This window comes from Rothia sp. P4278 (assembly GCF_048512945.1).
GTDB lineage: Bacteria > Actinomycetota > Actinomycetes > Actinomycetales > Micrococcaceae > Rothia.
This window is the reverse complement of record NZ_JBLXXU010000002.1, coordinates 490,569-509,212: the sequence shown is the minus strand read 5'-3', so window position 1 is coordinate 509,212 and position 18,644 is coordinate 490,569. Positions and strand designations below refer to the sequence as shown.

Here is an 18,644-nt window from a genome sequence, read left to right as displayed (position 1 = left end):
CTATGAGCAAAACATGCCCCGGTATTGGCTGTTTCCCAGGTGACTCCTCAGTAAAAACGGAGGCCCTAGCCCTTGCCCACTAGACTAGGGTTCATGCGTTATACCTTTTTGGGTCCGGTAGGTACCTTTACTGAAGCTGCTTTGTTGACCGTTCCGGGTGCCCGGGAGGCTGAGCGTATCCCTGTGTCTTCTGTGCCGGCGGCGCTAGATGCCTTACGTTCGGGGCGGGCGGATGCGGCTATGGTGCCCATCGAGAATTCGGTAGAGGGCGGGGTGACTGCCACCCTGGATGCTATCGCCGCCCTGGATGGGTCTTTCCGCATCGTCCGGGAGGTGCTGGTCCCTATTACTTTTGTGCTGGTGGCTGACCCCGGCACAACCCTGGCTGACGTTCAGACCATCTCAACGCACACTCATGCCTGGGCTCAGGTGCGCAACTGGGTTGCCCAGAATAAGCCGGAAGCGGGCTACCTGCCGGGTTCATCAACAGCGGGTGCGGCCCTGGGGCTACTCCAGCAGAACTGCGGCTACGATGCGGCAATTTGTTCGCCAGCCCTTGCTGAGGCTCACCCGGAGTTGAAGGTGCTGGCCCACAATATTGGGGATAACAAAAGGGCTGTGACCCGCTTCGTCCTGGTGGCCCGTGACGCTGTGACTCCGGAACCTACCGGGGCAGATAAGACAACCCTGGTGATACCGCTCCCGCAGGATCGGCCCGGTGCCCTGCTGGACCTGCTGGAGCAGTTCTCTACCCGGGGGATTAACCTTTCGCGGATTGAGTCGCGGCCCACGGGCGAGTTCTTGGGCGCCTATTTCTTCTCTATTGATATTGACGGGCACCTCTACGATGCGCGGGTACGCGATGCCCTGCGCGGCCTGCACCGGGTAGCACCGGGCGTGCTATTTTTGGGCTCTTACCCCCGTGCGGATCAGCGGGTTGCCAGGGTTGACCCTGTGCACGATGAAAGCTCTTTCGACGCGGCTCGTAGTTGGGTAGAATCCCTCTTCCCCGGGGGCCGCCCGGACTCCCTCAAACACCATATTTAGAGGCCCAGAACCTGCCGCCACCAGCGTTTTTGCTGGGCGGCTAGTTCTTGGCGGGCATCGAGCAAGTCGGTGAGTGAGCGGATCTGCAGGTCCTCGGGGTAGACCTTGATGTTCACGGCTGCGGGGAGCACTTTGGCATTGAGGCTGGTGGTTTCCCCCAGCACGTCCCCGTCCACCTCAACGGGTAGGGGCGCCTGCGGGAAGTCTACCTGGGCCTCGGTGCCCACAAAGTGTTCCACTACGGGGAAGATGGCTTGGCGGGGGTGCACGATGAACTGCCCGGCCATGCGAATCCAGCTCAGGAGCGTTCGGGGTGTGAGCACTATGACTTCCAGCTGGCCGTCTGAGACTTCAGCTGAGGAGGCAAGATTAAGTCCGCCCTGAATTTTACCGGTATTGGCAATAAGGACTGAACGTATTTTGCGGCGGATGGGTTCCGCTCCGTCAACGGTAATGATGGCCGGGCGACGGCGGGTGAACATGTGTCTGATGCTGGCTTCTACATAGGCGAGCCAACCAATTTTAGCTTTGAGGTCTTCACTGGTATCCGTCATGATTTGGGCATCGAACCCCGCTCCACCCATGATAATGAAGTCAACCGGGTCAAGCTGATCCGTGTTGCCAAAGCTCATACGAATCATGTCTACGGCCAAGTTTTCCCCATGCAAGGCAAGGTTAATGCAGGCCCGCAGGTCTGTGATGTCTAACTTGAGGTTGCGGGCTAGCAGGTTGCCGGTGCCCAGAGGAACTACACCCAGAGGAACGCCTGTTCCTGCAAGGGCGGTAGCCACCGCGCGTACCGTACCGTCACCACCAACCGCTAGAACAAGCTCGGCACCCTCTTCTAAGGCTTGTTTGGCCATGCCGTGGCCGGGGTCTTCTTCCTGAGTCTCGTAGAAGCGGGCACCAGGCCAGTCTGCCTGCTCGAGGGCTGCGGTAATAAGTTTCTTGACCGAGTCAGAACGCTCCTTGACGGGGTTATAGATAACTGCGACCTGCTGGGGTGGCCCCGGCTCAATCATACGGTGCAGGGGTCGGTAGACCGGTAGCACATCGGGCCTTTTGTGCTGGATATGTCGAACAGCAAGAGCGAGACCGCTGGCGGTCAGGGCCGAGGAAATGGCAAGGGCTGTTAGTGTTGCGGAACGGGATAGCATAGAACTAAGCATACTGAAAATATGGCAGGTCAGGTGTCGCCTCTGCCACCCCTGGCTTACAAGAGGGGCACAGCTTGGCGGATATCGGTTCTATCAGGTGACCCCCGCCAGCAAAAGGAAGGGTAACTACGGTAGATTTAGAGGCATGATTGACATTAACCTCCTGCGTGAAAATCCCGATGCCTTCCGCGCTTCTCAGCGTGCCCGAGGTGCCGACGAAACCCTCATCGACCAGATCCTTGAAGCGGATACCGCCCGCCGCCAGGCCATCGTAGAGTTCGAAAACCTGCGAGCTGAGCAGAACGTCTTCTCTAAGAAGATTGGTAAGGCTGCCAAGGAAGAAAAGCAGGCCCTGCTCGCAGAAGTTAAGGAGCTTTCGCAGAAGGTCTCCCAGGCTAAGGCGGCTTCGGAGGCCGCTCAGGCCCACCAGGACGCGCTGCTTTCGAGCATGGGGAACCTGATTATTGATGGTATCCCTGCCGGTGGCGAGGACGATTACGTGGTCATCAAGCAGGTGGGGGAGCCGCGCGACTTTAGCGCCGACGGTTTTGAGCCCCGCGACCATCTTGAAATCGGCGAGCTGGTGGATGGCATCGATATGGTTCGCGGTGCCAAGGTATCTGGAGCCCGCTTCTACTTCTTGAAGGGTCACGTTGCCCGCCTTGAGCAGGCCCTGCTGTGGATGGCTCTGGACCAGGCAACCGCTGCCGGGTTTACCATGCTGACCACCCCCACCCTGGTGCGCCCCGAAACCATGAACGGCACCGGCTTCAATGTTGAGCACGACGATGAGATTTACCGTCTTGAACGCGATGATCTCTACCTGGTGGGTACCTCCGAGGTCGCTATTGCGGGCTTCCATGCTGATGAGATTATAGATTTCTCTAAGGGGCCCAAGAAGTACCTGGGCTGGTCGTCTTGCTACCGCCGTGAGGCCGGTTCAGCGGGTAAGGACACCCGGGGCATTATCCGAGTGCATCAGTTCAACAAGGCAGAAATGTTTGTCTACTGCCCCCTTGAGCAGGCTGAGGATATGCACGCGCAGATGCTGGCCTGGGAAGAGGAAATGCTAGCCAAGTGCGAGCTGTCCTACCGGGTGATTGATACCGCCGCAGGGGATCTGGGTTCGTCTGCTGCCCGTAAGTTTGACTGTGAAGCCTGGGTTCCCACCCAGGGTGCTTTCCGGGAACTGACTTCTACCTCTAACTGCACCACCTATCAGGCCCGCCGCCTGAACGTGCGTGAGCGTATGCCCGATACCGTGGATGCCCAGGGCAAGGTCAAGAAGGGTGGGACCCGTCCTGTGGCTACCCTCAACGGTACCTTGGCTACTACCCGCTGGCTGGTCGCCATCCTAGAAACCCACCAGCAGGCTGATGGCTCTGTGCGCATCCCCGAGGCCCTACGCCCCTATATGGGCGGTCTTGAGTTAATACCTGTCAAGTAGGTTTTTGCGTGAAATGTTTTTAGGGCGCCCCCTCCTGTGGAGGGGGCGCCCTGTTGTGTGATGTCCGGGGTGCGGGCGTGTCACCGTTGAAAACTTCGTCTAGACGAACTTATGCTGTTAGCGGTGAAAGATAAGGCCGGTACAAGCTATGAACAAAGCAGTTCAGCAGCGGAAACCGACCCGATCCGCCCTCAAGACAAGAAAGATACTGATGACTTCCACAATTCACGCAGATAAGGCCAAGAGCAGTAGCAGAAGCTGGGGCAGGAGCCTGTTCGCTATGGCCGCAGCTCTCCTCCTGATCTGCCTATCAGCCTGCTCCGCAAAACCAGGGGAGGCCAACTCGGAAAAGCCCTACGTCCTAGCAACCTTCACTGTTATTGCGGATATTGCCCAGAACATCGGGGGTGAGTACGTTCAGGTGGAATCGCTCACTAAGGCTGGCGCTGAAATTCACGGTTATGACCCAACCCCTTCAGATGTGCGTAAAGCTTCAGAAGCCGATCTGATCATTGCTAACGGTCTTCACCTAGAGTCCTGGTTGGATAAATTCCTGCAAGATTCCAAGGCACCGGCCGCTATCTTGACTGAAGGTATCGAGCCAATCAGCATCACCGAGGATGCCGGCGCTGGCTACCCTAACCCTCATGCCTGGATGAGCCCGGTAGCTGCTCAGGTTTATGTGGATAACATCGTCAAGGCCCTGAGTGAGGTCGCCCCTGAACACGCCGATGACTTTGAAAACAACGCTAAGGCTTACAAGGGGCAACTGGAGGAGGTTCACCAGGAACTGGTGGATTCCCTGTCCCAGCTCCCCAGCAATCAGCGCATGCTGGTTACCTGTGAAGGTGCTTTCTCCTACCTGGCGGCCGATGCCGGTTTAACAGAAGCCTACCTCTGGGCAGTTAACTCTGACGGGCAGACTGGTGCTCAGCGTATTGCCCAGATAGTTGAGGAGGTCGCTACTAATAATGTGCCCGCTGTTTTCTGCGAATCAACTGTCTCCGCGCGTTCCATGGAGCAGGTCGCTGCTGAAAGCCATGCTAAATTCGGCGGAACACTCTATGTTGACTCTCTTTCTGAGGAAGGTGGGCCGGTGCCGACCTACCTGGACTTGATCCGTTATGATACCCAGCTCATCGCTGATGCCCTGGGCTCAAAGGACTAGGGCTGGTCATGGTAGAGAACACACAGGATATGTTAGAAATCTCCAATGTCACCGTGCACTACGGGCAGGTAGCTGCCCTGAGTGATGCTTCCTTGAGCCTGGCGGCTGGGCATATTTGTGGGCTGGTAGGCATGAACGGATCGGGTAAGTCCACGCTCTTTAAGTCCATTATGGGTCTGGTACCTGCATCAGGGTCAGTCCGTATTGCTGGGCTGAGCCCCCGCCAGGCCCGCCGTCAGGGCTTGGTCAGTTACGTACCCCAGAGCGAGGACATTGATTTTAGCTTCCCGCTATCGGTTCGGGATATCGTCAGCCAGGGTCGCTATGGGCGCTTGGGGCTGACCCGGCGGCTCAAAAAAGAGGATGTCCAGGCTGTTGATCAGGCTTTGGAGAGAGTAGGGCTTGAGCAGCTTTCCCACCGCCAGATTGGCAACCTTTCCGGCGGGCAGAAAAAACGAGCTTTTGTTGCTCGAGGCTTAGCCCAAGGGGCCCGGATCCTGCTCCTGGATGAGCCTTTTGCCGGTGTCGATAAAAAGAGTGAAGCTATGCTGATTAGTCTCTTCAAAGAACTCCGCGATTCGGGTGCCAGTATTCTTATTTCCACCCATGACCTAGCTAATTTAGCGGATTTAGCGGATAGCGCTGTCTTGTTGCGCAATAGGGTTATCTCACGAGGTAGCCCCCAAGAGGTGCTAGAACCATCGAACCTTATTCGGGCTTTTGGAGTAGACCCCCTTAATCAGGCAGGAGCAAATTAGCATGTACGAACTCATTATCGAGCCTCTGAGCTATGGTTTTATGCAACGGGGGCTACTCGTAACGGTGGTAGCCGCCACGGTCTGTGCCTTGCTGTCCTGCTGGCTAGTGCTGATGGGGCTTTCACTCATGGGTGATGGTATTTCGCATGCGGTTCTACCGGGTGTAGCGATATCCTACATTTTGGGTATCCCCTATGCCATTGGTGCGGTTCTGGCAGCTCTTACTGCTGTGGCTTTAATCGGATCCGTCTCATCTGGGGGGCGGGTTCGTAAAGATGCTGCTATAGGCATCGTCTTTACCACCATGTTTGCCCTCGGGCTGGTCCTACTATCTGCCTTCCCTTCTCAGGTTGATCTGCACTCAGTGCTCTTTGGCAATGTGCTGGGAGTGTCATGGCTAGATCTAGTGCAGGTAGTAGTGCTTGCTGCTCTGGTGATCTCGATTCTTATGATTAAGCGTAAGGATTTGATTCTCTACGCCTTTGACCCTGGTTACACTCACGCTATCGGGCTCAACCCGCGTGCCCTTTCAGCTATTTTGTTGGTGGCCCTGGCAGTGACTTCGGTACTGGCTCTTCAGATCGTGGGAGTTGTTTTGGTGGTGGCTCTACTGGTCATTCCAGGGTCTACTGCCCGCTTACTGACCGATAAATTCAATTCCATGTTCATTATCTCTATCGCGGTATCGGTAAGCGGGGCTCTACTGGGTTTCTTCTGCGGCTACCTATTTGATGTTTCCGTAGGAGGTACCGTAGTCCTAGCTCTAGGAACGATTTTTGGGATCACCTACCTGTTTGCCCCTAGGCACGGAATTCTGGCTCACTGGCGGGCTCGCAAAATGGCAACTGTAGCCTAGCTTGCTGGCAGAGACACGAAGATCGCCTCTGTCTCTGCTGGGCTGAGTCTGAGCGGGAGGCCCTGACCGTTATGAACGGTTAGCTGGCCTCCCGTGTTTGTCTCACATAAGGTCAGAAGAGTACCGGGAATGACTCCTTGATGGGTGCAGGCCCTGAGAGTCTGAGCGTTAGCGTCGGAGACTCTCTCAACCTTAAGGGTTAAGGGCAGTTCTTGCCTATACTCCTGGGAACCTGCGTAGTGGCTCAGCGGAGCCATCGGTGGGTGGGTCATCTCCCCTGAAGCGGAGGGGATGGGGTCCCCGTGAGGGTCTCGGCTGGGGTGCCCTAAAAATTGATCCAGGCGTTCGATGAGGGTATCTGAGACTGCGTGTTCCAGTACTTCTGCCTCATCGTGAACCTGATCCCAGCTGTAGCCCAGAGTCTCTACCAGAAAAGTTTCTATGAGGCGGTGCCTGCGAATCATAGAGAGAGCGTAGCGATGGCCTTCTTCGGTGAGCTCAATAGCGCCGTAGGGTTGGTGCTGGACCAGCCCGGCTTGGCGCAGGCGTTTGATGGCATCCGAGACAGACGATTGCCGTACTCCGGCTCGGGAGGCTATTACGGAGGTACTAGCCGGTTCTGAAGAATGTTCGGTAATGCTCCAGATAATTTTTAGGTAGTTTTGGGTGCTCTCAGAAAGGTCAGCTAAAGACATGTTCTCTAGTTTAAGGCCTCTGGCCCCCCATAAACCTTTAGGCTCTGCCTTGCTTCTATTTTCACAGGAGAGATTTTCTGTATAGTCTGGTCAGGGGTGGGCGGCTAAAGAGGCCATGAACCTTGCTGGCATAGCTAGTGGCTGGGGCCAGCTGATAGGGGGCCTACCCTGTGGCAAGGCGATGCACCCGGTGCAAGAACCTGACCTGAGAGACGGAGATAGAGTGATAGACAGCATTAAAGATATGAAAACCCTGCCCTTGCGGCAGTCTGACTGGCGGAAAGAGCCGGGGGTCCACTACCTGGTGGCCCTTGACGTGGATGGGACCTTGGTTAACCACGATGGGAAGATGAGTGAAGCCGTCAAAGAAGCGACCAGACAGGTAGCTGCGGCCGGGCACCATGTAGTGATCTCCACCGGCCGCTCCCTAGGCGCTACCCTGCCTATTGCTCAGCTCATAGGCCTTGATAGGGGTTATACCGTATGCTCCAATGGGGCTGTTACTGTGAGCATAGATCCAGGGGCAGAGGGGGGCTATCGGGTCGTTAACAAGGTCAGTTTTGATCCTTCCTCAGCCATTACAACCATCAAGGAGCGTCTGCCTCAGGCATCTTTGGCTTTGGAGGCCCCCGACGGCACCGTTTATGCTACTGATAATTTTGAAGACTGGTCCTTTGGGGTTAAGACCACTAAAGTAAGCCGTACCCAGATGGCCGCTATGGACTCAGCGGTGCGCGTAGTTGTTTGTTCACCTGAGGACACTCCTGCCGATTTTAAGGAAGTCATTAGCAACCTGGGCCTCAGCGGGGTCAATTACGCTGTAGGTTGGAGCGCCTGGCTAGATATCTCTCCAGAAGATGTCTCTAAGGCAACAGCCCTCGAAGAGATCAGGCAAGGATTGGGCGTCAAGCCAGAGCACACCATCGCTATTGGCGACGGCCTCAACGACCGCGAAATGATTCAATGGGCTGCCCGTGGTGTGGCTATGGGTCAGGCCCTGCCCGAGGTCGCGGAGCTCGCTACAGATGTGACTTTATCGGTCTATGACGATGGCGTGGTGCCTATCATCCGGGAGCTACTCTAAGAGAGAAAATGCAGTGCTTTACCCGGAGCATACGGTGAAACCATGACGCTTAGAAGCAGATACGGGTTAATCGCTATCTGTCTGTTGGCTCTCGCTGTTGCCGGAGCGCGAATCGCTCTGCTGTCTTCTACACTGGTCTATGGGCCGGTTGACTACGGTGTTTACCGGGGTGTTGGGTCCTACCTGTTCGAGGGTGCCAACATCTATGCGGAGAACATCGTCGGTGAGTATGTACCCCAGGGTCTCCCCTTTGTTTACACCCCTTTTGCCGCTATCCTACTGACCCCGCTAAGCTGGCTTCCTGAGCCTCTGGGCTTAGGTGTGTGGACCTTCCTCAACGCACTAGCCCTCGGCTTTATCCTGGCAAGCTCACTGAGGTATGTCCGACCCAACCTGGCGATTAAGTCTTACCTGCTATGGTTTACCGTTCTTTTCACAGGTTCTTTGTTCTCCAATGTTGTTGCCCAGCACCTCATCTTCGGGCAGATCAACCTCATCTTGGTCGCTCTCTGCTTAGCTGACATGACTCGCCCTCCGTCGCGCTACCTACCGCGCGGGGTGCTTCTGGGCATAGCTGCCGGAATCAAGCTCACACCAGCCCTCTTTATTCTCTTTTTTGTGCTGACCGCCCGCTGGAAACCTGCCCTGGTCGCATCGGCTACCGGCCTTGTAACCCTTGTGGTGAGCGCTGTTTTTCTTCCCGCTACCACCTTCAACTACTTCAGTTCGCGGCTGTTAGAGCTAGAAACAGTTGTTGATTTAGGCGAGAATTTTGCGACCTCTGGCAATAGCTCACTGCAGGGGATCAGCGAGCGGCTCTTCGAGACCCACTCTCTGTTCCTGCTTGCGCCCCTTCTGGTGGGAGTCCTAATCGCAACCTTTTGGTTGGCAGATCGCTTCATCAAGACTGACGATTTCCTGGCAGCCACCGCTCTAATCGGTGTTGCCACCTGCCTACTCTCACCTGTTTCGTGGCTCCACCACTGGACGTGGGCTTTCATGGAGATAGCTGTTCTAGCTCGCCACAGAGGGGCAGGCAGAGTATGCGCTCTTGTCTGGGTCTTAGTATGCCTCAGCCACCTCACAGATCTCGGAGACTTGGCCTCAGTAGCAGGGTGGCCACCGGTTCTGGTAGAGCTGATGAGAGCATCAATGGTGATCTGTGCTCTTTCCGCGCTGGCTCTCCTTGTGGGTGAAACTGTCCAGAAGAAAAAGTCGGTTGACCTGACAAGCTAGGTCGTTCTAGCGTCGGGGCCGCTGGTGGGTTCCCTGCGGGGCACGGTTGAGTTCATCTATGAGCTCGGCAAGCAGTGCGCGGGAGGCCAACTCCTCATGCCAGTAGGCCCTGACCAGGGTCTTACTGACCGCCTGGGAACTGATACCGAGCGCTGCCGCTACTGCCTTCTGCTGGCCACGTACCCCGGGCACAATCAGGTCAAGAACACGCCACTCTGCTTCGGTGCGGGCCGCTGCCACCCGGTAGAGCAGACGCAGGAGGCCGGTTACCCGGTCGGCGCGGACGGCGGAATCACCGGCGGCGTGCAGACAAATACCGCGCGGTGGTGCACCGGTCTGTGCCTGCTCAACGGCTGACCGCGACAGGCTCAAAGCGGGCCCCGAACACTCCGGGGTACTTACCGCCCCCAGGGCGGCGGCAAACCGGGGCTGGGCTAGCTCACCGATACCAATACCCACCCAAAAACTCGCCTGACGCGCCCCCAAGAGGGCAGCGGCTAGAGAATCCTCGCTGGTGGCAAATGCGCCCTGTAGCTCATCCGGGTAGGTCTGAGTAAACGCTACTGCCGGGTGCAACTGATCAAGGCGGGACTCCAAGGCGGCCAAGTCAGCATGTTTCGAACGTGCAATAAAGGTCAGTACAAACACAATTCTAAGTATGCCCTACTGACAGCCCTATAGGGGGTTAGTTGTTGTCCCAAAAAAGGGTTTCAGCATCTACTCCGGCAAGAAAGAGTTCTTCTTCTAGCGGCCGCCGGCACTCTATCGGCAGGCAAATGCTGCTACAGGTCAGATCATAGCCCATATAGGCGACCATCCGATCAAAACCGGTTCGCTCCCGCGCCAGTTCTCGGCACAGACGGACTATCTGTTTAAGGTCAGGGGCAGAGCCAAAGACCCAGAAGGAGGTATTACTGGTCAGCTGGAAAAGCCCGAGCGGCTGATTACCGCCAGGGGTTTCCCGCACCCTCACCCAACCACCGGCAGGGTCTGGCTCACCGCCCCCCTCGTAGGGGGCAAGCGGGTCAATAGACCAAGCTCTAGAGCGTTCTAGCCAATCTGGTAGCTGGGGCATATAGAGGGTGTCATCGCAGTCTGCACCCCAGCTCGCGGTATTGAAAGCCCTAGCGTACATGGCAGACCAGAACTCACTACTGGCGCAATCCACGCCCACGCTGTTGAGCTGGTCAGCCTGGCTGGGAAGATCGAACTGTTCGGCGGCGACGCTAAAGTTTTCGGGATTGGTCATAGAGAGATCAGCCAGGTAGGCCTGGTCCCAATAGGTGGGCCTGGTCCTGTAGCCTTGCTCGATGAGGCGCTCGTTAATGCGGTGCAGGTAGCGGGCTTCCCCCAGGGCCACGGTCTGACCCTCGAAGTGGAAGATGTAGGGGCCGCGTTTACGGCTGGTGGGTTTGAGGTTCACGTTAACTCCCGGTGGATGAGAAATCGGTGGTAGAAGCAGGCGGCGGAAGCGCAGGCAGGGATTGGGCAGCCTGTTCAAGTCGAATGAAAGCGCCGAGCTGGGCCAGGGATTCTGGGCTGGCAGGTAAGAAGTCGGTAAAACGGTCGGAGCAGACCACCACAGCCGCCCACATGCCACGGGACAGAGCGACATTCAACCTATTGGGCGAGAGCAGGAAGTCTGTTCCGCGGGGGCTATCCCCGGCACTGGATGCTGCCATCGACATAATCACCACAGGTGCCTCCTGGCCTTGGAACTTATCGACTGTACCCACACGGACACCCTTGCCTTCTGCGTCAGTTAATCCTGACTCAACCAGAGCAGAACGAATCATATCTACCTGTGCGTTGTAGGCTGCAACAACAATGATGTCCTCGGGTTCTAAGGGGCTTGACTGCTCTGGTTTCTGACGGTTAGGGGTCCACATCTGCCCCATAAAACTTCGCGCCAGAGAAATAACTTCGGCTGTTTCCTCGGGCGAGAAAGTGGAGTTTCCGCTGTGTTCCACAGTGCGCAGGTAGACTCCAGGTGCCCAACCGTCCAGGTGACGCTGTTCCCCCACGGGTGCAGAAATCAGCTTACCCTCGTAGGAAAGTTCAGATACCGGGGCGCAGAGAGCCGGGTGCATGCGCCAGCTCATATCCAAGAAATAACCGAACTCAGCAGGTAACACGGACCGGCCTGCAGAGAGCCAGCCCAGGGCTGACTCGTCCACGGGGTAGGGGTGGGCACCCTGGGTCACCTGGGGGAGCTGGGCAGGGTCCCCCAGGAGCAAAAGGTTCTTAGCGGACCGGACCACCGCCAGGGTATTGGCCAGTGAGTACTGGCCGGCTTCATCAATGACCAGCAGGTCAAGACTTTCCCCACGGAACTTGCGGTCGGAGGCAAAGTCCCAGGCTGTGCCGCCAAAAATTCGGCCTCCGGGTTCGTCCATAAACCGAGTGACGTCCGCATTACTGACCTCCCGCCAGGGAAAGTCGGGGGTCTGGCTCTTACCCGCACCCTTGGCTACCGCATCGGGGTCAACCTGACCATTCTTGATACAGCCCAGGAGCATGTTCTCTACCACCGCGTGGGACTGGGCCACAATGCCCACCTTCCAGCCGGAGTCCACCAGCCTGCCGATCACATGTGACCCCACAAAGGTCTTACCCGAACCGGGCGGTCCCTGCACCGCCAGATAGGACCGCTTAAGCCGGCTCACTGCCCGGTAGATAGCCTGCGCCCCCGCCAGAGAGCCGTGGCTCTCCACGAACTCACTGGCCTGAGGTAGCTCACCACCGCCGGTCAGGCGGGGTGGGGTCCGCAGGAGCAGGTCGGTACCCGCTGACTGCGGTAGCTCGGGCAAAGACCGTGCAGTCCGCAAGGCAAGCTCAGCTAGCGACTGCTCCTGAGCACGTGTAGGAATAGGCTGGCCAGGAGTAATCGCCAAGGGAAGCTGAGCATAAGGACTGGCAGCTTCCTCCCCAAAACTCCGTAGGGTTTCCCGTACCGTCAGCTTTACCAGGTGCGGCTGACCGACCTGTTCCTCGGGAATTTCCGCAAGCTCCACAATCTCGGTATTAAATGCTCCCGCCCGTTCTGGCTCAACCGGCAGAACCCCCTCATGCAGAGCCGCATAGGTCAGAGCCTGCTGACGAGCCTCCACCTCCAGGAAAGGGGGAAAGGGACGCGCGTACATAGCAAACAGGTTACTGTTGCCCACCTTGACCGAAGACCCCGGAGCCAACCTTGCCACCCCGCTGAGCACACGCGAAACCGACCTGGCACCTTCGGGCTTATGCCAGTCACTCACGACAGACAGCCTGCCCAGCAGAAGAATGTCTCGGGTATCTTCCCAATCCTCCAGCGGGGCCGTGAGCCGGTTAAAGTGATCCCACCAAAACTGGCGGCGTTCGCGGCGGTGGTAGCCGGTCGCGGCGGCCACCATCGCGATAGCTTGCCTGGTGCCCTCTAACTGGGTGCCTTCTACCTGGCCCCCAGAATCAACAGCCTGTACAAACCTGCGGAGTTCGCGCTCTTCTGCGCTTTCATCTTCAGCTCGCCCAGCCTGCACCAGGAGGTCATTAACATCAACCAGGGGAGCAGGTTGGGCTATCTCCTGATCAGCGGAGCGGCCCGCCAGTCCAAGGAGCCAGGCCCGCAACTGGAGTAGAGAGAGGCCGGTGCGGTAGGAATCACGAGACAGAGCGGCCTCCATCGCTGATACCCGCTCAGCCTGACCATCGGTCTGCGCCTGACAGTAGTCGGCATAGACGGTAGCGGGTATGTCGAGTTTCTCTTCTAGTCCGCTCAGGTAGAGCGGTTCCAGCGCTGCCAGGTCGGATGTCCCGGTGCTGACCCGCATAGCCCGCCGCATGACCTCGGACAGGTCCACCAGCACGTTCTCCCGTTGGAGGTCGGTCAGGTAAGCCTCCCCGGAACCGTGCAGGGACACGAGCTCTTGGAGGGCAGCCAAGGTAGAAGCGCCAAAATAGTAGACCCTCAGCCCGGGGTGGAGCTGACGCTGGTGGTGAATCATACTGAGGGCATCGGTCAGCAGACGGTTTTCCGCTGACCTGCTCTGCGCCCAGAAATGGCTAAAGCTGGGTTGCTCACCGGGATCTTCTGGCAGGTGAACTGCCGCAAAAGAATAGGTGAGCCCCCACATCAGTACCGGGTTTGTAGCCTGCTCGTCGTGCCAGAATGGATCGCTACGGAGGGATATAAAGAGATCTCCTGCGCTGGCACGGGGAAGCAGCCGCAGAGCCTGGCGAGGGAGAAGCTTGTAGGTGACCTCATCTTCGACACCATTGCGGCGGAAAGTGGCTCGACCATCGGGTTGGGCTACCCCCGTTTGAAGAGCCGCCTGCTCCGCATAGCGGCGCACAAAGCCGGGGAGCTGCTTATTACCGGCTAAAGTCGCCAGCTCATCGATGGTGGTGATACCGCACCTTTCATAGATGGCTTGCCGAGTGCGGGGGTTCATACCGGCGGTCAGGAGCATATCTCGGTGAAGACGCACCATTTCTAAGCAAATATCGCACCGCCCGCACCGGCTCAGAGCTGGCACCAACCCTTGAGTCTGCCAGCTCACCGGAGCCTGGCCCTCTAGTCGATGGGCGGCGGTGAGGGACTGAAAGCGCTCTCGCTTCTCCTCAAAGACAGGGGTTATAGTTGCCAGCTCGTGCAGAGATTCAACACCGTTGCCCAGAATCAAGGAAACCTGAGGGTCAAGGCTTATACCCTCACTGTGGAGCTGGTCTGCATAGGCAGCTAGCTGAAGGAGGGCGGGCACACGGGCAGTACGAGCCAGTTTGCTATCAACTACACGATAGGTACCGTTTTCTTGTTTAACCAGAAAGTCTGCTCGCCCGTGGAACTCCCCATCAAAGAAAGAAGCCTGGAAGACCACATCTGCACCTGCATGCAGGGCCATGAGGGTCTCATCTCGCTTGGCCTGCAGATCTTGCCTGCTGTAGCTGGTAGGTGGCTCAACCTGGTAGACACCGCTCCCTGTCAGCTCGTTCCAGGGGCCATACTGGTTAAGGAAGTCTGCCAGCACTCTTTCTTCATGGGCTTGGCCAAGGGCTGCGGCGCGGGATCGCTGTATATTTTCGCTTATCTCTATGCGGGGAAGCCGGCCAAGTGCCTGATCGAGAGTGTAGAGAGTAGCAAACCGGCATTGGGCAGATAGAACTATATCTGTGGCTGAGTAGATGAGGTCTTGCCCGACAGGTTCAAGCCGCGCCTCTTGCTCTGCATAGGTAGTTTCTGAGTCAATAAAGAACATCTTGCTCCTTGGGTTTCCTGTACCCAAGGCTAGCAAGGGTGGCTGACAGTTTAAGCGTCTGGGCGTCATCAAAAGGTTCGAACCAATTCGATAAATATGGAATACTTGTTCTAATAATTTACTAATTGGTATCGAACATAAACTTAGAGGCAATAACTCCTTTTATCAAACGGGATAAACATGTAATCCCTTGAATAGCTATGTCCTGTGCTGCGAATCAATGCTTTCGGGTGCTCTGTGGGTTGAATTGGGGGTGCCTTTATTTTGTTAAGCAGTTGTTGAAGGGGGAAATATTGATTGTGTGGAGCTTCGATGTTCTCGCATGTCAAGGGCTTATTGGCCTGCTTGGGAGGTGCGGTTTTGTATGGTCGCCACGCGGAAGTAGCTTTAATTTTTTGGTTAATTACCGTCTGTCAGGAATATCTGTATAACTGCAGATTATTAGGCCCTGAAAAGGCAAAATACTCTCTAGGAGTCTTCTTCTGCGATTGGGGAGCTCTGAATGATTATGGTTCTAGACTCAAAAAATCATGTGAAAAGAGTAAAAATCAGGTCACGATTCTATAAAGTTGTGTTCAGAAAATTTATCTGCTCACTCATTGCACAAGAAAAAGGAGCCAGCATGAAGAGTCTTCTTAAAACTGCACGCGCAGTTCGGCCCACTCGTCGACAGGCTGCAATCCTTACTCTCTCCGGCCTGGCTGCCGGCTCTGCCATGACTTCCGCCTCAGCCGCTGCATCAGATATCCGTAGAGTATCTCACGACCGGCTTGCTGCCGATCAGCAGACCCTACTCGACCTTATTAACGCCTACCGTGCCCAGTATGGGCTAGCTCCGGTTAAGCACTCGGCGACCGTTGCAGGAGTTATGGAAGGCGAGGCAATCCGCCAGTTCAAAGCGGGTTACTTCTCCCACGGTACCGAATTTATTTACAATGCTAAGGTTCAGGGCTATAGCTTCGTTCGTGAGGTTATTGCCCTCTCCTACAATGACGACCTCAACCAGCTCCTGAACTTCTGGAAGAGCTCTCCCCCTCACCGCGCTGCCATCCTATCCCCCTACGCAAACGTCATCGGTATTGGCTTCTGCTACGGCTACGGCAGCTCACTGCCTTGGCGTGTACTGGGCAATGTGGGTATCTACCGCTACGAATCAGGCCGCGGCCCCAACGACTACGTTTCTACCATCACCGCCGCTGAACCGGTAGGGCCAGTACCCGAACCGACTGAAGACAGTAGCTTGGTTAAGGGTGTCATTGGGCAGTACTACTACCAGCACGGTGGGGAAGGCGCTTTTGGGCAACCGCTAGGTGAGCAGTTCGGTTCAGTAGGTGGGGGCCTCATCCAGAACTTCTCCAAGCACCAAACCATCTACTGGTCCCCCCAGTACGGAGCCCAGCACGTCTACTGGCCCGGTGCGATTGGTAATAAGTTTGCCCGCAACCGGTACGAATTTAACTGGGGCTACCCCATGAACTCTGAGTACAGCTACATGGGCAGTATGCGTCAAGATTTTGCGCGCGGAGGTTACGTGACTTCTGTCTACTGGACCCCGCGTACAGGAGCACGTGCAATTGCTGGTCGGGGGGCAATCTCTCGTCGTTGGTATGCCATGGGCGGCCCTAGCGTTTTAGGTTTCCCTGTTACCGACGAGACTCGCTGGGCCGATGGGGTAGTTCGCGTCACCTTTGAAAGCGGTACTACCATCAACTGGACCTGGCGCAGCGGAACCTGGGTGAGCTAAGACCGGAACGGCCAAGGAATAAAACCCGCACCTACACAAGTAGGTGCGGGTTTTTGTCTAGCGGTCGGTGAGTGTAGCGGCAAATCGGTCTACCGTGCTCTTAGCGGCTCTTGTATCGTCAAGATCGTTCATGATGACGGAGAAGACCAGCACCCGCCCTGAGCCGGTGACGGTGTAACCGGTGAGTGAGAGCACACTGTTGAGTGTGCCCGTCTTTGCTCTCACCAGGCCGCGGCCGGCGACCTCATCGGCATCGTTGAACCGGGTAGCCAGGCCTAGCGTTCCGCTATAGCCTGCAACGGGGAGCCCTTCAAGGGCAAGGCGTTCGGAAGCGCTACCTGTGACCGCCCGCAGGGCTAGCTGGGTGAGCAGGTCGCTGCTGACCCGGTTATTCATGGAGAGGCCGCTGATATCTTTTTGGGTGTATGAGGTGGGTAAACCAGCTTCAGCCAGAATAGTTCTGACGGCATCAATGGCACCTCGGGTAGAGCCGTCACCGCCTGTGACCACCGAGAGATTACGGCCCAGGTTTTCAGCCAGGCTGTTATCCGATTCCAGCATCATATGCGCTGACTGCTCAGCTAGGGTAGCTGATTCCACCGCTGCCAATTCTGTTCCTTGAAGGTGTTCCTCGGTGGTGATCCCGGCCGTAAAGCTCAGCCCTTCTGCCTGGCCCAGCCGGTTCAGGGCTGCTATGAAGCTCTGGTGGACCTCTGCGGGGGCATTCTTGGGGCGGTTGGTGCTGGCGGCTGAGCCGTCTGCTGTGGGGGAGTAGTGGGAGTAAAAAGCCAGGGGTGTCACGGCACTGATAAAACCTGACTCAATATCCTCTTGGGCCCACTCACTGTTAAAGGAGTCCCCAGCAAAGACCCCTATATCAAGGTTGACAGCCAAGCTCTGCTTGGTGGTTCCTTGAGCCTTGAGGGCATCGATAGTGCGCTGGGCGAGAGTCTCAATGCCGGCGTGACCGACAACAGCGGTTGGGGTTGATTCGCCGGGAACCAGGAGACTGTCACCGCCGGAGACTAGTGTTAGGGTAGCGGGGTCGTTGAGCTCAACAGAGGTTTTGAGGCGAGCTTGGGGCGCGGTTGCCAGGACGGCATAGTCCACCAGGAGCTTCATATTCGATGCGGGGATACGAGATGCCTGGGCATCGCGGCTGTAGAGTACCTGCCCACTTTCGGCATCAACTACCTGGGCTGAGACTGTTCCTTGGCCTAACGAACCCAGAACCTGGTCAATATCGGCCTTTAGAGTCGCAGTATCTACGGGGGTGCCAGCCGATACCGCTTCAAGAGCGGGTTGGGTGCTCTCAAGGGTGGGGGCTAGGGCCTGCTGCTGAAGACGGTCAGCCTCCTGCCAGCGGGGGAGCGCCCACATGCCCGCTGCACTACAACCGGCAATCAGCATACCGGTCAGTGCCCAAGCCAGAAGCGGGCGTTGGCGAGAAGCAGTCATATAACCTCCGTATGTATCGGTCCCTTAGCGCAGATGCGTGTCCTCTATATAGGTTATATGTAGCGGGCGTAAGCTACCGGCTGGCTTGCCCGGCCTGCTATGACAAACCGTTCCCGCGTAATACGGGTGACACCAGCGCGCCTATCAGGGGAAAAACACTGAGCATGCCTGTTCTCGGATAGACTAATAAGCTGGACCGGCCGCTCTTATGCGGACCTTTGTACACCACTCAACCAGGAGGTTCCCCTTGGAACTCGATGTCACTATTGAAATTAACCGTGGTTCCCGCGTCAAGTACGAAATTGACCACGAAACCGGCCGTCTGCGTCTGGACCGCGTACTGTTCACCTCCATGCAGTACCCCACCGCCTACGGCTATTTTGAGAACACCCTCGGTGAAGACGGCGACCCGCTGGATGCCATGGTCATTCTCGATGTTGACCTTGTTCCCGGCGTACTGGTTGAAGCACGCCCCATCGGTGTCTTCCGTATGACCGACGAGGCCGGTGGCGACGATAAGGTTCTGTGTGTACCCGCTGACAAGCGCTATGACCATATTCAGGAAGTCGGCGATGTTGCCGACCAGCTCAAGGACGAAATCAAGCACTTCTTTGAGCGCTACAAGGACCTGGAACCCGGCAAGTGGGTTAAGGGTGAGGGCTGGGAAGACCGTGCCTTTGCCGAGAAGCTGGTTGCAGAAGCCCAGGAGCGCTTCAAGCAGGAAGGCCACTAAGGCCTCTCTGTCTCTTACAGGGGAAAC

Annotated in this window: 15 protein-coding genes; 9 read left to right on the top strand and 6 right to left on the bottom strand. The window is 56.8% G+C overall.

Annotation, left to right across the window (positions count from 1 at the left end; translation table 11 throughout):
- Positions 1 to 93: 93 nt before the first annotated feature.
- Complete coding sequence (gene pheA / locus ACN085_RS06385) at positions 94 to 1,047, top strand: prephenate dehydratase (protein WP_419110954.1); 954 nt, start codon at positions 94 to 96, stop codon at positions 1,045 to 1,047.
- Here pheA and ACN085_RS06380 read toward each other — a convergent pair.
- The gene (locus tag ACN085_RS06380; protein WP_419104149.1) at positions 1,044 to 2,204 is read right to left on the bottom strand and encodes a diacylglycerol/lipid kinase family protein; all 1,161 of its coding nucleotides are present in this window, start codon (positions 2,202 to 2,204) and stop codon (positions 1,044 to 1,046) included. The two genes, pheA and ACN085_RS06380, sit on opposite strands and share 4 nt — an antisense overlap.
- Positions 2,205 to 2,349: 145 nt before the next feature.
- Here ACN085_RS06380 and serS point away from each other — a divergent pair, with 145 nt between their 5' ends.
- The 4 genes from serS (at position 2,350) to ACN085_RS06360 (ending at position 6,433) form a co-directional block, all read left to right on the top strand.
- Entirely contained in the window at positions 2,350 to 3,651 is a 1,302-nt protein-coding gene (gene serS, locus ACN085_RS06375; RefSeq protein WP_419104150.1) for a serine--tRNA ligase, read from the top strand.
- 211 nt (positions 3,652 to 3,862) lie between these two features.
- Positions 3,863 to 4,819 carry a metal ABC transporter substrate-binding protein gene (locus ACN085_RS06370; RefSeq protein WP_419110953.1) on the top strand — a complete coding sequence of 319 codons (957 nt, stop codon included), beginning with the start codon at positions 3,863 to 3,865 and terminating at the stop codon, positions 4,817 to 4,819.
- Between the two features lie 8 nt (positions 4,820 to 4,827).
- Complete coding sequence (locus ACN085_RS06365; RefSeq protein ID WP_419098999.1) at positions 4,828 to 5,577, top strand: metal ABC transporter ATP-binding protein; 750 nt, start codon at positions 4,828 to 4,830, stop codon at positions 5,575 to 5,577.
- Positions 5,573 to 6,433: a metal ABC transporter permease gene (locus ACN085_RS06360; RefSeq protein WP_419099439.1), complete on the top strand. Its 861-nt coding sequence runs from the start codon at positions 5,573 to 5,575 to the stop codon at positions 6,431 to 6,433. Before ACN085_RS06365 ends, ACN085_RS06360 begins: the two co-directional genes overlap by 5 nt.
- Here ACN085_RS06360 and ACN085_RS06355 read toward each other — a convergent pair.
- Complete coding sequence (locus tag ACN085_RS06355; protein WP_419110952.1) at positions 6,430 to 7,128, bottom strand: metal-dependent transcriptional regulator; 699 nt, start codon at positions 7,126 to 7,128, stop codon at positions 6,430 to 6,432. The genes ACN085_RS06360 and ACN085_RS06355 overlap by 4 nt on opposite strands.
- 244 nt (positions 7,129 to 7,372) lie before the next feature.
- On the opposite strand from ACN085_RS06355, the gene ACN085_RS06350 reads away from it, so the two are divergent.
- Together ACN085_RS06350 and ACN085_RS06345 are read left to right on the top strand one after the other, a co-directional pair.
- Positions 7,373 to 8,212 carry an HAD family hydrolase gene (locus ACN085_RS06350; RefSeq protein ID WP_419110951.1) on the top strand — a complete coding sequence of 280 codons (840 nt, stop codon included), beginning with the start codon at positions 7,373 to 7,375 and terminating at the stop codon, positions 8,210 to 8,212.
- A 42-nt stretch (positions 8,213 to 8,254) separates the two neighbouring features.
- Entirely contained in the window at positions 8,255 to 9,448 is a 1,194-nt protein-coding gene (locus ACN085_RS06345) for a glycosyltransferase 87 family protein (RefSeq protein WP_419110950.1), read from the top strand.
- A 6-nt stretch (positions 9,449 to 9,454) separates the two neighbouring features.
- Here the strand turns inward: ACN085_RS06345 and ACN085_RS06340 are convergent, their stop codons facing one another.
- The 3 genes from ACN085_RS06340 to ACN085_RS06330 are packed head-to-tail and all read right to left on the bottom strand — an operon-like array spanning position 9,455 to position 14,682.
- Positions 9,455 to 10,096, bottom strand: a complete 642-nt coding sequence (locus ACN085_RS06340) for a recombinase RecJ (protein WP_419110949.1) — start codon at positions 10,094 to 10,096, stop codon at positions 9,455 to 9,457.
- Between the two features lie 37 nt (positions 10,097 to 10,133).
- Positions 10,134 to 10,871, bottom strand: coding sequence for a hypothetical protein (locus tag ACN085_RS06335; RefSeq protein ID WP_419110948.1), 738 nt, complete (start codon positions 10,869 to 10,871; stop codon positions 10,134 to 10,136).
- Between the two features lies 1 nt (position 10,872).
- Positions 10,873 to 14,682, bottom strand: a complete 3,810-nt coding sequence (locus ACN085_RS06330; RefSeq protein ID WP_419110947.1) for an AAA domain-containing protein — start codon at positions 14,680 to 14,682, stop codon at positions 10,873 to 10,875.
- 622 nt (positions 14,683 to 15,304) lie between these two features.
- Between ACN085_RS06330 and ACN085_RS06325 the strand changes: the two genes are divergently transcribed.
- Complete coding sequence (locus tag ACN085_RS06325) at positions 15,305 to 16,426, top strand: CAP domain-containing protein (protein WP_419104156.1); 1,122 nt, start codon at positions 15,305 to 15,307, stop codon at positions 16,424 to 16,426.
- Between the two features lie 57 nt (positions 16,427 to 16,483).
- Here ACN085_RS06325 and dacB read toward each other — a convergent pair whose 3' ends face one another.
- Complete coding sequence (dacB, locus tag ACN085_RS06320; protein ID WP_419110946.1) at positions 16,484 to 17,884, bottom strand: D-alanyl-D-alanine carboxypeptidase/D-alanyl-D-alanine-endopeptidase; 1,401 nt, start codon at positions 17,882 to 17,884, stop codon at positions 16,484 to 16,486.
- 208 nt (positions 17,885 to 18,092) lie between these two features.
- Between dacB and ppa the strand changes: the two genes are divergently transcribed.
- Positions 18,093 to 18,617: an inorganic diphosphatase gene (ppa, locus tag ACN085_RS06315; RefSeq protein WP_419104158.1), complete on the top strand. Its 525-nt coding sequence runs from the start codon at positions 18,093 to 18,095 to the stop codon at positions 18,615 to 18,617.
- Positions 18,618 to 18,644 lie beyond the last annotated feature (27 nt).